Annotated in this window: 13 protein-coding genes; 6 read left to right on the top strand and 7 right to left on the bottom strand. The window is 42.1% G+C overall.

Translation table 11 applies throughout. The features are described from left to right. Positions 1-24: 24 nt before the first annotated feature. Positions 25-558, bottom strand: a complete 534-nt coding sequence (locus N477_RS21090) for a superoxide dismutase family protein (RefSeq protein WP_063362550.1) — start codon at positions 556-558, stop codon at positions 25-27. A gap of 542 nt (positions 559-1100) precedes the next feature. Between N477_RS21090 and N477_RS21080 the strand changes: the two genes are divergently transcribed. After that, positions 1101-2279, top strand: coding sequence for a hypothetical protein (locus tag N477_RS21080; protein WP_063362552.1), 1179 nt, complete (start codon positions 1101-1103; stop codon positions 2277-2279). Positions 2280-2596: 317 nt separating this feature from the next. Here the strand turns inward: N477_RS21080 and N477_RS21075 are convergent, their stop codons facing one another. The 5 genes from N477_RS21075 to N477_RS21055 all read right to left on the bottom strand — a co-directional run bounded on the left by N477_RS21075 (position 2597) and on the right by N477_RS21055 (position 8536). Further along, entirely contained in the window at positions 2597-5314 is a 2718-nt protein-coding gene (locus N477_RS21075) for a tetratricopeptide repeat protein (protein WP_063362553.1), read from the bottom strand. Then, positions 5301-6476, bottom strand: coding sequence for an AAA family ATPase (locus tag N477_RS21070; RefSeq protein ID WP_063362554.1), 1176 nt, complete (start codon positions 6474-6476; stop codon positions 5301-5303). Before N477_RS21070 ends, N477_RS21075 begins: the two co-directional genes overlap by 14 nt. Positions 6477-6678: 202 nt before the next feature. Further along, a complete protein-coding gene (locus N477_RS21065) occupies positions 6679-6987 on the bottom strand; it encodes a hypothetical protein (protein ID WP_046356341.1) in 309 nt (102 codons plus the stop codon). Positions 6988-7076: 89 nt separating this feature from the next. Then, on the bottom strand, positions 7077-7730 hold the full coding sequence (locus tag N477_RS21060; protein ID WP_063362555.1) for a cupin domain-containing protein: 654 nt from the start codon (positions 7728-7730) through the stop codon (positions 7077-7079). A 38-nt stretch (positions 7731-7768) separates the two neighbouring features. Then, positions 7769-8536 carry an SDR family NAD(P)-dependent oxidoreductase gene (locus N477_RS21055; RefSeq protein ID WP_063362556.1) on the bottom strand — a complete coding sequence of 256 codons (768 nt, stop codon included), beginning with the start codon at positions 8534-8536 and terminating at the stop codon, positions 7769-7771. A gap of 104 nt (positions 8537-8640) precedes the next feature. On the opposite strand from N477_RS21055, the gene N477_RS21050 reads away from it, so the two are divergent. Both N477_RS21050 and N477_RS21045 read left to right on the top strand, forming a co-directional pair. Beyond that, positions 8641-8979 (top strand): winged helix-turn-helix transcriptional regulator, encoded by a 339-nt coding sequence (locus N477_RS21050; protein WP_063362557.1) that lies wholly within the window; start codon positions 8641-8643, stop codon positions 8977-8979. Between the two features lie 242 nt (positions 8980-9221). After that, positions 9222-10604: an L-cystine transporter gene (locus N477_RS21045; protein WP_063362558.1), complete on the top strand. Its 1383-nt coding sequence runs from the start codon at positions 9222-9224 to the stop codon at positions 10602-10604. A gap of 43 nt (positions 10605-10647) precedes the next feature. On the opposite strand, the gene N477_RS21040 is transcribed toward N477_RS21045, so the two are convergent. Further along, positions 10648-11817 (bottom strand): acyltransferase family protein, encoded by a 1170-nt coding sequence (locus N477_RS21040; protein WP_063362559.1) that lies wholly within the window; start codon positions 11815-11817, stop codon positions 10648-10650. A gap of 157 nt (positions 11818-11974) precedes the next feature. On the opposite strand from N477_RS21040, the gene N477_RS21035 reads away from it, so the two are divergent. The 3 genes from N477_RS21035 to N477_RS21025 all read left to right on the top strand — a co-directional run bounded on the left by N477_RS21035 (position 11975) and on the right by N477_RS21025 (position 14407). After that, complete coding sequence (locus tag N477_RS21035; protein ID WP_063362560.1) at positions 11975-13099, top strand: sensor histidine kinase; 1125 nt, start codon at positions 11975-11977, stop codon at positions 13097-13099. Further along, entirely contained in the window at positions 13096-13713 is a 618-nt protein-coding gene (locus tag N477_RS21030) for a response regulator (protein WP_063362561.1), read from the top strand. Before N477_RS21035 ends, N477_RS21030 begins: the two co-directional genes overlap by 4 nt. A gap of 130 nt (positions 13714-13843) precedes the next feature. Continuing rightward, the gene (locus N477_RS21025) at positions 13844-14407 is read left to right on the top strand and encodes a hypothetical protein (RefSeq protein WP_063362562.1); all 564 of its coding nucleotides are present in this window, start codon (positions 13844-13846) and stop codon (positions 14405-14407) included. Positions 14408-14414: the final 7 nt, after the last annotated feature.

Below are 14414 nucleotides of genomic sequence, written 5' to 3'. Positions count from 1 at the left end.
CAATGTGCTTGGGCATGTGTTTTGTTATTTACCAGGAAGCACAAGTCCGCATCCTATTCTGCTACCAGAGCCGCCAATCGGCTGTGTTAAGTGGTCGTCTTGATTCGCGTGGATCATCAATACAGAGCCATCTTCATCAAGCAGCGCTGGTTTGTTGCCTCGGCCACTGACAGATACCAACTCGGTATACAGTTCAACGTGCACTGAACCATCCTTGCGGACAATCAGGTTTGGTAAGTTACCTTCATGGGGGCCTTTCGGATGGTAATAACCATGTGGTTTGCCTGATGGCATGATATGGCCTTTGGCTTTTTTAAAGTGATGCTTGTCAACACAAGTGCCGACTTCGTGAAAGTGCATGCCATGTTTGCCAGCAGGTAGGTCATTGGCAATGATTTCAATCACGACACCCTCGTTGCCCTGTGTGTACTGTGCAGTACCGACTTGCTTGCCTTGGTTATTGATAATTTTACTGTGCGCAACCTCGCCAATTTGATGCTCGGCGTGCGCGTGAGTTGAGAGTGCTGCAAAAGACAGGGCTAAAAATGTTTTTTTCATTTTCCATTCCTTAATAAATTCACCCGTACAGTGTATGTGGGGCAAACAGGCGTTAACTATTTAGCATGAACGCTAAAAATTTGAATGTATTGAAGATACGATAGGGCGCAAATATATGATCATGTACAGCATTATAAAACCGAGTATCTACAGGGTTATTAGGGTTTACTACTATCTTGGTGGGTCAATATAAATGAAAAAGACCTTGTAATAGTTAGGAAAGCGGAATGTGTTGTACGGTTTTAATACAGGGGGCATTGTTTGGTTTTTCTTGAAGGTTTTAAGGTGTGATAAATCTAGGGTTTTATCTTTTGAGTTTTTAATTTTATTTATTAATTTTTGGTCTTTATGGTTTTTTAATGTGAAGTTAAATATTTGTGGTTTTATATGGTTTTTTATTTTTACCAGTGTGGTGGTTTTTGTATATTAAAAATTTAATATTTAGTTTTTGAGGCTTTTTATGGCTTTTAATTTCTTTGAAAGTTAACAGTGTTTTGTTAAATTAACGCTTGAAATTAATTCTAGGAAAGGAATTACTTTAAATGGACGCCTCATATAGAATCGTATTTAAAGGACAAACCCAGCCAAATATCAATATTGATAATGCTAAAAGTGAACTATGCAAATTAATGGGTTTATCGCCACAATCGTGCGATAAGCTATTTAGTGGACAAGCGTTTGCGTTAGTTAAAAACCTCACCAAACAAGAAGCAGATATACAGCTAGACAAGCTGCAATCAATTGGGCTCATTGTATATTTAAAAGGTGGTGATAGCGCAATTCAACCGGAAAAACCATCCAGCAATTTAAATTTAGGTGGATTTTCTAACACAGTTAAAAAATCTTTATCAAGTGCTTCAGATGCATGTAAAAGTGCGACCAGTGTGCTTAAAAATAAAGCGAATAAAGCAAGCTCTGGTGGCAGTAGCAAACCTGCGTCGGGCGGTACTCAATCAGTTTCTAAGAAAAAGAAACCTAACCTTTGGCAAAGGCAATACTTCAAGATTGTTGCTTACATTAGTTTTTTCTGGGCGACAGTGTCGATTATTGCGGCGATTTTGTTCACAACGGGGGCCAGTGTAAATATTATGGATGCGCTCGTTGGGCCAGATGTTGAAAATCAAGAAACGACGTACCACTACTTAGCTGATTATTTAAAACAGCAAGAAGAGCAGAAGTATGCTGTGGACGAAGAGGGTGGCAGTTACGAAAGTGCGATAAATGCCTCTATCGAAGAGCAAAAAAAATTGGCGGCAGAAGCTAAAATCATTGATGAATACTTTAAACAATTTGAAATCAATATTAATGCGTATGCAAAAGAGCTTGGACAGCAGTCTTTGAAAGGCTCTGGTCAACGAACGCGATTGAAAAGCACATTTACCAAGCTGGATAAAAATACGCAAGAGCATGCTTTTTGGAAAGACATCGTGGCCTTTACCAAAGATCTCTCTGAGGATGCGACGTCTTTGGAGCAACTAAAAGACAAAAATATGCGTAAAGTGGAGTGGATGGATGCCGTTAAGTGGTTTGTTAAAAGGTATACCGCCAATCTAGAAGCGCAAAAGCAGGCAGAGAAGCAACAAGATCAAAAGTTGGTCAGTGTGTTTGACGCAGTAGGCCCACAGTTGATAGCCATCGGTGTGACATTTGGCATGTTTATGAACTTTACCATGATCTTGGCACTGCTGCGGATCGAGCGAAATACAAGGATTGAGGCATAACCAAGCCGAACGTCCTTATTTGACCCATATTGCCGTTTTAAGTGTTTAAAGCGGCAATATGAGTAAAACTGACTGAGTTAAGCAGTGTTTACCCTCTTTTTAAAGCAAACATGGGTGGCTTTAATCTTCAGGTCCATTCATAGTAAACACCAAGTGTTTACGCATATCTTTTAGCTTAAAATCAAAACGCCATAAATATTAGAGGCAGAACTTTTCAAAAACAAGTAGTCTAGAAATTTAGCTTTATCATTGGCTTTTCGTCATTTAATCCATACCTCGATGATGAAAAGTAAAGGGCCAATCAAGGCCCTGCTTGATTATTTATACTTTTGTGTTAGAGACTCTATGTGTTGTAATACTTCGTCGACGGTTTCTTTTAATTCACTTCCCATGCGCAAAAGCTCATTTGGGTAGGTACTTTCCATGAGTGACATCAAAGCGTAATAAAGAGGTTTAAAACGCTCTGATAAGTCATACTCTTTGAACCAACGACAAACTAAATTAGTTTGGCCTTTTGCTAAAAAGAACGTAAACAGTTGGATCAACTCTTCCTCATAATCATCAATTTGTTGAGTATAGATGCTTAAGGTTTGAATCATTTTTTTAGCAGCTTGGTCAAATTGGTTATTCCACAATAAAATTTGAATAACAAGGGGTGTACTTGCTTGCGGTATCTCTTCAATTTGTTCAATTAAGGAAAGGGCATGCTCCTTCGGTTTGAGCTGTGGCTGTTTAACGTAAAGTTTTGCTAGCTCTAATTGAGCATAAATGTCTTCGGAAGCGACTTCTAGTAGGTGCTTTTCAGCAAGCTCATACTTGGCTTCTTGAGTGTAAATAAGGGCTAATAGCTTATGTGCTGGTGAAAAGTTATCTTGCTGATACGAGTTCAATGCATGTGTTTTGGCTTGTTCCAGTTCATTTTTAGCGAGGTAAAAATGTGCGGCAAGGAAGTTGTATTGTGATAATTGCTCTGTTTGTAAGTAGGATTCAGCGGCGTCTAATTTACCTTGATATATACAAGAAAAAACAAGTGAAATATAGAGACGTTCATCGGTATTACCTTTGCTGATCTCTGTTAATGCCAGTGTTTCAGCCTCATCATATTTGCTTTGTTTTTGGTAGATGGCAAGTAGTTTAAATAATGCTTCATCCTCATCCGCATGATATGCAAGCAGCGCATATTTTTCAGCAAGTTCCATTTTATTTCTCTTATAATAAAAGTTGGCTAGTTTGCTTTGACTGCTTTTAACCTCTTTTTCAATTGCCAAGAGGTAGTGCTTTTCAGCCTCTGAGAAGTCGCGTTGGTTTTCATAGGCAAAGGCTAATAGTAATGCGGCTTCAAAATAACCTTCCTGAATACATTTATATGCCAACTCAATTACTTGGTCTGTTTGTTCTTGTATAGAGTAAATGACCAGCAACATGAAACGCGCACTAGCATCATCAAGTTGCTTTAAATAGCGCTCAGCCTTTTCAAATTGCTCTAATATATAATAAAAACAGCCTAGCATGAGAGTATTGCTGCTCTCTAATAGTTTCTGTTCTAGTTCCTGCGTCTCTTTCGTGGGGGTTTTATCTCCATGCTCACGAAACAATTTGAGTAGTTTAACTAGCTCTTGGTCCTGTTGTACGGCACTGTTTTCAATCGGGAGCAGTTCTTTTTGCAGGTTACCATTCCCTGATTTATCTAAAAATTGAGAGATGGCAGAGGAAATTTTTGTTTTTTCGTCAAATGGAAGCTGCTCACTGCAAACAAAAGCGTTGGCAATCATAACTGCTGCGTGCGGGTGACATTCTCGGTTAAGTTGCTGAGCAAATACATTGGCTCTTTTTAGTAAATCCTCTCCAGAGCACCATATTTCCATAAATTGAGTGAGCCAGATGACCTTTTTTCTGTCTTTACGACGCCCATAGCGCATCAAGTACCAAATATTGAAAAAGCGTTCTTTTAAAGCATATAAGTGGTTTTTGGTGTGGGTTGTGGTTTTTTCGATGATCCACTGCTTTTCAAGTTGCCTGAGCTGTGCGGAAATTTGTTTGCTGGGGAGTCTTGTCTTTTCGGTGAGTTCTTTGACAGAGATCGCATCCCAATTAAGGGCAATGGCATTGACGATTGGCTTTTGCTGAGCGGTTAAATCGTCCATGCGATGTTTGTAGAGGGGGGTTGTTTTATCAATGGTTTCTTCTAAAAGCCTAAATGTGCTGCCCTTTGCGCCCTCTACCAGTATATTAAATAAAATAACCATGGTGCGCGGAATACCCCCAGTTAAGCGGCGGATAGACTCGACTTTTTCAGGCTCATTTTTTAACAGTAGTTTGAGTGTTTGTTGTTCTTTTTCACCGGCATGTTCACTGAGTTTATTGAGTAGTGCAATCGTTTCATTTTTTTTCAAACCGGTTAGGGTTTCTACAGTAAAAAATTGATAAAAAGGGGCCGTATTGTCAAAAAAGGCTTCGAGTCTTACGGCTGAGCCACCAAAAATGCGGACGTTGTTATTGGTGGTGAGGACCTCTCGCAGTATCTCTCCTTCGTGTTGCGAAAACTGTTCAAATAATTCGGCAATATTATCAATAAATAAGATAATCTTTTTATTGTGTGTGATGAGTGTTTGATCGATGACAGCAATCAGCTGTTTTATTTCGTTATCCTCTAGATCATCCACTTTCTCGAACAAGGTACCAAACAGGGCGCTGTTAAACTCGGCTAACTCTTCGGCTATCCGCTCCCAAAATGTAAAGAGTGAGCTAATCCCATATTCCTCTTCTTTGAACGTGATTGGTATGAGCCAAGAGGAGAGTTGTTGATCTTCTTCGACCTCAATTGCCAACCGGCGCAACATAGTGGTTTTTCCTGAGCCTCTGACGCCTTGTATAATATAGTGTTGCTCAGGGTGTGTCATATCGGCATTTTTAATTGATTGCCACAGCTTCTTATATTGCCTTATCCGGATAACAAAGTTGCTTTTTACCATATGGGCTGAGGTATTTTGGGCATTATAAAGCTTAATACCCTCTTTGTAGTTATCTAGCTGCATGGCGCCTCCACCACTCTTTTAACATAGGGGATGTAAATTCAAATGCATCGTCGCCATTTTCGAAAATGTAGCCATCATGCTTTAGGCATTCGATGACGTAACCGGTATTAACGTCAGTATTGGTTGGTGATGCCTTGTTATTGTGTAAGTCAGATAAGGTGATTTCACCATGTTCAGCAATATGATTAAGCGATTCATATGCAAATCTTTGCTCGCTTTTTTCTAATCTATGAAGTCGTTCAGCCCAATGATTGAAGTTTGACAGGTAGTTTTGTGTGAATAGCTGCTCATAGGCCATATCAATGTCTTGCTGTGATGGGCTTGTAATGTCATTTTCACAGCAATGATCTTCGACACTTAATACCAAGGTCTCGATATAATAGGGCATGTACCACCCAACTTTTTCTAGCAAGTAGCGCTTTATCTCATTGGTCAAAATTAGGTTTTCTTGCCCTTTACTGGAGACAAAGCCGATAAACGCCAGTGCTTTTTCGGTAGTTAAAGGGGTTACTGTGACGGTCATCAATACATTGATTAAATCAGACAAGTTTAATTTATTTACAAGCGAATCTAGCCCAATAGAGCCGGTGAAAATAAATTGTATATTTCGATCTAAATTTGGCTCTTGCCAAAGTTCCCGGCAGCCAGCCAGAAATTGTTCAGCTGCAGCATGGCCATGTTGATCATGTATTTTTTCCAATACGTCAGGGAATTCATCAATCACTATGATGAGCTTTTGGTTGATTTTGATTTTCTCAAGTACTGCTTTGAGGTCATGGTGTGTTAGAGATTGTTCTTGGTTGTCAAACTCGATACCAGCTTCACTGATGTTGAGTCCTTTGATACTTCCCTTTAGATCGTTTAGTTTTTCAGTACTCCACTGACTGAGTTTGCTGAGTTTGTTGGTAAACTCTGATCTAAATAAGTTATCAATAATACACTTGTAATATTCATGAACTGAAGAGCATGATTGCACTATGTTATATAAAAATACATAGCCATCTTTAGGTTGAGATTCCAAATGCCTAAGCAGTGATGTTTTTCCAACACGCCTAGGGGCAAGTAACAGTAGGTGGCTGCCACGGTTCAAACGGCGCCATATTTTATTTTCATCTTTTTCTCTTGGAAAGTAGTGCTTTCCAAATGCCACTTGCCCAGCCATTGGAATCTCCTTTGACAATAATTCTATAGCTAAGTATGTTGACAATAAATCCATTGTCAATAAATTTGGCTATAAATTTATTGCCAAATTTTGTGTCAATGCTGCGGCTGCACTCAACCACATTAGCTGTTCTTTAGGAGGGATGAAGGAGGGGCGGCAATGTCATATTCACGGCCGCTTGAACGGTTGAATAAACGAGGCTTTAATCTTCAGGTCCATTCATAGTAAACACCAAGTGTTTGCGCATATCTTTTAAGATCACCCCTTTTTTCACCATGGCGGCACTCAGGCGCTTCTGCCATTTGAGTAGATCTGGTTTTGCAGCTTCTAATGCTTGTTCATTTTCGAACTGAAAGCACAGCAATAAAGAGCTCGGGAATAGATGAAACTCCATATCAAACCAACATTGCAGCATACCTGGTATTTCTTCACGCGCTTGTGCTTCGAGTCTATCTGCCACATCAAGTACGAGTGCTTGTTGTTTTTCTTGCACTTTAGAGAGTTTTTTCATCAGGGCTCCGGTTTTACTTCTACATAGGGTGCGATGCCGTGGATTATACCCAAGTAAGGCTAGAGACAACAACGTCAAAACACCACGCTTTATTCAATAGCAAGATGTCCCACTTTGACCAAGATTAAGGTAGGTTGCACGACATAGGGGGTATGTTGGCTCAAGTGCGGGCTCCGTAGCCAAGTGCCTTGAGGGTACTGACCTCGCTCATCGATAAATTCACCCTCAAGGACCAAGATCTCCTCTCCACCAAAGTGCGTGTGTGGGATAAATCGCTCATTGGCAGGCCATTTTACCAGTGCTGTATGTTGCTGCTCAAAGCTGTGCAGTGGCATCACTTGTAAATGACCTTGCCCTTGCTGCCAAGGTGTTTCATGGGTGTTTACTCTGACGGTTTTTGAGTCTTGGGGAGCAAACTGGTTGAGTTTGACAAAAATCACACAGCCATGTTTGCTAAATGGCGCATGCACACTATTTGGCGGATTGCGTAGGTATGTGCCTGCAGGGTAGTCACCATGTTCATCAGAGAAGACGCCTTCAAGTACAAATATTTCTTCACCAAGCGGGTGCGGATGAGGTTTAAACGCAGAGCCTGCTTCGTATTTAACGATGCTGGTGGTATGTCCTGATTCTTTGTCTTCGCGCTCCAATGGCTTTCGCCAAACCCCTTTGGCGGGGCTGGCAAGCCAAGGTTGAGTGGCGGTATTTATCACAAGCTGCTGTGCAAAATTCATGTTTAGCATAGAGTTACCCTTTTGAGCCAACGCCTTGTTGTTATATTTTAGTTTCTACCCGCCATAACGCCGCCATCGACGTCCATAATGGTGCCCGTTATCCAGCTTGATTCATCAGATAATAAAAATAAGATACTGTTTGCGACATCAACGGGTTCACCAATTCGGCCAATGGGATGAAAGTCGTTAAATGAGGCAAGCGCCTGTTTAATCTCTGCGGGCGGTATGAATGCGCCGTAAATGGGGGTTTGCACCACCGCAGGGGCGACAGCATTGACGCGAATGTTGTTATCCGCCAATTCCATTGCGAGATGCTGGGTAAACGCATGCAGCCCAGCTTTGGCCATTGAATACGCACTAGAGGGAGTTGCCTTGATGGCTTGCTTGGCCCACATCGAGCCAATATTGACAATGTTCCCGCCATCAAAGCGTTGCATATTTTTTACCACAGCTTGGGTGAGTAAAAAGGTCGCCTTATTCAAATCATGGTACTTGTCATAGTCTGCAAGGGTATGTTCAACAAACGGGGTGGGAGAGAAGTATCCTGCGGCGTTAACTAGGTAGCGATAGTGTGTTGAAGAACTCGCGACTTCCTCTGCGAAAGCCATCACTGACCGAGTGTCATATAGGTTGATTTGTTTGCCAGTCACAGTGCCTAGTTCGCTCAATGCACTGATTGCTGAATCCAACTTGTGTTGGTTGTTGGCCACAATCTCGACTGCAATTCCGGTTTGTAATAGTTGTTTGGCGGTAGCGTACCCCATGCCGCTTGAACCACCAATGATGAGGGCTGTGCCTGTATTTGAAAAAGTCATAATCACGTCTCTTGTTTTAAAAAGTCGTGATAAGATTAAATTTAATAAAAGCCTCTGAATAGTAAGTACAAATTGGTTAGCTAGGTACTTTTTGGTACATCTTTATGACATCACAAGAAAAAAAATTTTCAAGAAAATTGGCACCGCAATCCAGTGCGCGCATGGTCGAGACTATCTACGGCTGTAAATGGTCGTTGACTGTATATCAGTTATTGCATGCTGGGGTAAATCGACCGGGTGAAATGGTGCGTCAAGTTGAGGGCTTATCCACCAAGGTACTTAATCAATGTTTAAAGCGTAATGTTGAGTTTGGCATTTTAGAGAAACAGGTTTTTAATGAATTACCGCCACGAGTGGAGTATCAAGTAACGGCCTTTGGTGAAAAGTTTTTGGCGATTTTGGCGCAGTTAGAGGCTCTGCAAGCAGAGATAGATGGCGACTAACTCGTGGCCTTTTACATGTAAAACTGCACTGAGGCTAGGATATGAGCAGGTTTGTATTGATTTTTGAACAGTAAAGAGCAAAGCCAGTCAATAAATCACCATATCCATAACTTGAAAATATATATCATTCCGAATCATTCTTTTCAGTATCGCAATAATTTATTACTGTGCGCGCTAGATAAAAATTCCGATTTATCTTCTTTTTAGATTTTCTCTCGTACGAATCATTCAAAGGTAACGATATGTCCTTCATCGCCATGGTGAGTCTTGCTGTTTTTGCTGCAATCCTCATTGTTTTATTTCAAACCCAGAAAAAAGGGGCTACGCTTTCTCGCCTCGTTTTAATCGGCCTGTCATTAGGTAGTGTATTTGGCTTCGCCTTACAGTTTTTCTTGGGGGAAGGGCATCAAGCCATCACAGAAACCTTAAATTGGACGAATGTGGTCGGTAGCGGCTATGTCGCATTACTCAAAATGATCATCATGCCACTGGTTTTAGTGTCTATGGTGGCTGCGGTCGTGCGACTAGATAAGTCAGGGGCACTTGGCAAAATCAGTGGCATTACGATTTCAGTGCTGGTGATCACCACCATGATAGCCGCGCTTATCGGTATTTTTATTACGCAATTATTTGGCCTCAGTGCTGAAGGCTTAACCGAGGGCGCACGCGAAACATCTCGCATTGCGGTGCTTGAGTCCCGCAGTGAAACAGTCAGTGACTTGTCTATTCCGCAAATGTTACTGAGCTTTATCCCGACAAATATTTTCCAAGACTTAGCGTGGGAGCGTTCAACATCCATTATCGCAGTGGTGATTTTTGGTATTTTGGTGGGCATTGCAGCACGCAAAGTAATGAGTGAGCGTGAAGAGCTAGAAGCGCCAATTCGCACATTTGTAGAGACGCTACAAGCCGTTGTGATGCGTTTGGTGAAGATGGTGATTTCATTGACACCATATGGTGTTGCGGCCTTGATGGCCAAAGTGGTGGCAACATCAAGCTTGGCTGATATCACGAATTTACTGGGCTTTATCGTCGCTTCTTATGTGGCTATTTTCTTAATGTTTGTAGTACACGGCTTATTGGTTGGCTTATTTGGCGTGAGCCCTAAGCAGTTTTTCCAAAAAATCTGGCCGGTGCTGACGTTTGCATTTACGTCTCGCAGCAGTGCAGCAACCATTCCTCTGAACGTGGATACACAAATTAATAAGCTTAACGTGCCGCCAGCGATTGCGAACTTATCAGCATCATTTGGCGCGACGATTGGTCAAAATGGCTGTGCGGGTATCTATCCTGCGATGCTGGCAGTGATGGTTGCACCAAGTGTGGGTATCAATCCAATGGATATTTCGTTTATTTTATCGCTTGTGGCCATTGTCGCAATTAGCTCATTTGGCATTGCTGGCGTGGGCGGTGGTGCAACATTTGCGGCACTGATTGTGCTACCTGCAATGGGTTTGCCTGTGACTATCGCAGCGTTGCTTATTTCTATTGAGCCGCTGATTGATATGGCTCGTACAGCGCTTAATGTATCGGGGTCGATGACCGCAGGTACGATTACACACCGTATTTTAGGTGAGAAAGCCGCAGCTCAAGCGCCCGCTGAATCGGTTGCTCAATCTTCATAATAAGAAAAATAAGGGGTCTACATGACCCCTTATTTTTACTTTGTCACAGTACTTTTTGCTTGTTTCCATTTAATAACCTACCTATCACTGTGCGCCTGACAACAAAATGGTAGCTCAGCAGTGACACGCCCATGGTGGCCGCCACACTGATGAAAAACTTGATACCAGCAGGCAGTGTCACATTTATGAGCGGCATTTGTATGTAAAGCAGCACGGGAACATGAACTAAATACACCCAATAAGAGGCATCGGATAAATAGCGACTAATGCGATTTTTGTGATTTAAAAAGTGATGGCCGAGTAACAGTATTAGGGCTGTCCAGCTGACAATGGCCACTGCTTGAATGGCGACGATGTATGCATGCTGTTTGCCGCTTGGTGTCAATGCGCCTTGTTTTGCCGCTGCGATGACTTGCTCGAGAGTGGGGGCATCGGGTAAGTAAATTAAGTAGGCAGTGAGCGATAAAATCGCAACCAATAATAAGGGCAGTATTGCGCCAGCAGAGCGTGTTAACGCGCTTTTATGATGATACAGGATGATGCCAAATACATAGAATGCGCCATAAAAAGCCAGTGCCCAAGGTTGAGGAGAAAGTTTATCCGGTGCTGGAAATGGCGTGGGTTGCCAAAGCAGTGCCGCAAAGCCGATGACGACTAACGCTAAGCCCAACACTAGGCCCCAAGCAAACAAAGGCAGTGTTATTAGGGGAAGCTTTGCTTTGAAGGTGCTCATTGCACGGGATACAGCCCAATGTATGAGGCAAAATTGCATTAATAGCCATAAAAACCATAGATGCGCAGTGCTTACTTGAGGCTCTGTAATAGCGCTAAAGGCGGCATAAATAGGCGGTAAAGGCTTGGCGATTTCAGCGCCCCAGCTGAGGACGTGAATAAATGACGCAATGACTAGGGGTAAAAAGATCAAAAATGGCAGCAAGATCCGTTTTAACCTGTGCTTTATAAATGGCGTATTGCCCTTTTTGACAATCACTAACGCACTACAAAATCCGGCGATGACAAAAAAGAGTGGCATACGAAATAGGTGCAGCCAATGGGTTAAGCCATCAAAGATAAAGGCTTTGTTGGGATCTGCACTGAGCCAAATGGTGTGAAAATAAGGGCTGTAGGCCAAAGCTGCATGAAATAGCACGCCAAGTAATAGCGCGATGCAACGTAAGTTATCGATAAAATAAAAGCGTGGTGTGGACGACATGCTTGCTTTCCTTGATGCTGAGAATGTTGACATGCTAGCGTGCACGGGGTTGTCCTCACCAGTCACAAATGGTCTATTTTACCTATGACATCTGTCACTGTTTTTGGCCCGTGATATTTGCAATAATGATGCAAAAAATAACAACCTCCCAACGGCAATGGATACTCAAATAAGACATACAACGGACTGGCGATTTTCAACCATCGCCTCGTGGTTAGGTGTAACCTCGGCCTGTGCCTATTTTGCTAATTCGCCAATAGCCTTGATGTTACAACTGCCAATCAGTTTGTCGATATTATTGCTCCTATTTTATGTGTTAAAACACCCAAATGAGCGTGTTATTGCCGTGTCTATTGGGTATTTTGTATTGATACTTGCTCTTATCCCATTGACGTCGACCTCTCTCATTTTTATTCATTTAGTGATGTTTTCTGCGGTATTTAGCCCGCATTTTTCGTTGCTGAAAATCATGACAGCCATCATCTTGGCAATGAGTGTGTATGGCATTGAGCATGCTGATAGGTGGCAGGGTGATATCCCTTGGATCACATTTGTTGTTTGGCTATTTTTTTGTAGCATGAACTGGTTTGTGAGCCGCCGCATTGTTGAGAGCTTAAATATGCATTATCAATCGCGGCAAAACTATAAAGAGCTTAAGGCGGCACAGCATGTGATGGGGGCCATGTCGGCGCAACAAACGCGTCAACATATTTCACGAGAGCTACACGACTCGCTGGGTCATAAACTCACCGCTTTGAGTATTCATCTTGATTTTGTAAAACGCACCGCGCCAAAGAGCGTGGCTGAAACCGTGAATACTTGCCATCAATTAAGCCAGCAAGCGCTGTCTGAAGTGCGAGATATAGTATCTACACAGCGCAGTGATAAACCTTTATTAAAACAGGCGCTAGAGGGCATATTTGCATTGACGCCAACACTGTCATGTAGTCTAGATGTTGAGGTAAAGGATACGCTTATTTCACAGCAGCACGCCTTATGTATCGTACGTTTTTGCCAAGAAATGGTCAGCAATACGCTAAAGCATACTCAGGCAAATCAGTTTCATTTTGAAGTTCACATTGTTAGTCAATCAAACAAACCTTATGTAATGGCCAAGGCATGGCACAATCAGCCTGAGTCCAGCCTCCCTAAAGCGGGAAATGGACTGTCTGGGTTAAAAGAGCGTATGGCGCAACATCACGGGCACTTTGAGCAGTTGATAGAAGGCAGTCGCTTAATCAGTGTGATCTCTTTGCCGCTTGAACAAGGAGGTGGACATTGATTTCCTGTTTGTTGGTTGAAGACCAGACGCTTGTGCGGCTAGGACTTGCAAACCTCTTAAATTTAAGTGATGAGATTGTGGTTGATGGCCAAGCTCAACATGGCGTAGAGGCTTTGCAACAACTTGAACACAGAGATTTTGATGTGGTGCTTTTAGACATGCGCATGCCTGAGTTGGATGGCTTAGGGGTCTTAACTGCCTTACAAAAACGTACCTGTCTTGCTCCGAAAGTGTTAATTATCACGACCTTTGAAGATTGCGACGTGCTGGTCGAAGCGATGGCTCTGGGCGCGAAGGGCTATGTACTGAAAAGCATCGAGCTCGAGGAACTCATTGATGCCATCAAGCTGGTGGTTGCTGGGGGAAAAGTACTGCAACCTGCACTGACGGATTATTTGCTGCAAAAGCAGATAGCCCCACAAGTGATATTGACAGCCAAAGAGCTTCAGGTATTAAAGTGCTTATCGTTAGGGATGGCAAATAAGTCCATTGCTCATGCGTTAAGTAACTCAGAGGGGACAATACGTAATCATGTGTCAAATATACTCGCCAAACTTGAAGTGAAAGATCGTACGCAAGCGGTATTAAAAGCGATAAGCAATGGTTTAGTCTAGTCTCCTACCATTATGAGAATGATTGCCTAGTCAGTGTTACATACCTTCTATTCATCTCATTTTATTCATTCGACTTGGTAATGAAAAATCATTAGTATTTTGATGAGTTAATTACAAGGAGAAAGTAATAATGGCGGAACAGGTGATCCCACTTAATATTAAAACCAAATGTTTATTCTCAGCACTCGCTGAGCATGTTTTCTTGTTTATAGGAATTTTGATGTTTTTCGCCTCAGGTGTACTGCTAATTTATGTAGGCTGGACTGATGATGAGGGTATCGTTTTCTTACCAGTTTTTGCGGGCTGTGTATTTACGTGTGTTAGCTTTTTTATAGTAAAGTTATCAGGTTTATCGAGCATCCGTTATTACTACAACAAAAAGCTCTGTGAACTCTGTGGTATTGATTTTCGTGCTGTGATCACGGATAAGCGGGAAGAAGTAAATTCGTATATTGAAGAAGTCGATGGACGTAAAATAGAGAAAGAAGAGGTCTTTTATTTCGTCGGTTTTAAATATCAGTATAAAGGGGAGCACAGCAGTGAGTTTGTGTTGGACAGCGAAACTTTATACAGCAAATTATCCGCAGGAGACAATCTACCAATCAAGGTGCTGCAAAGCCAGCCAGAGACTGCCTTTCCTGAGCTAGTGAAGCTTGGTAAAGCATACAGCTTGAAAGATGAAGAGTGTTATTAGCGCCAGT

Origin of the sequence: Pseudoalteromonas luteoviolacea H33-S, from assembly GCF_001625695.1 — a bacterium.
Taxonomy (GTDB): domain Bacteria; phylum Pseudomonadota; class Gammaproteobacteria; order Enterobacterales; family Alteromonadaceae; genus Pseudoalteromonas; species Pseudoalteromonas luteoviolacea_B.
This window is presented reverse-complemented; position numbering and strand designations above follow the sequence as displayed.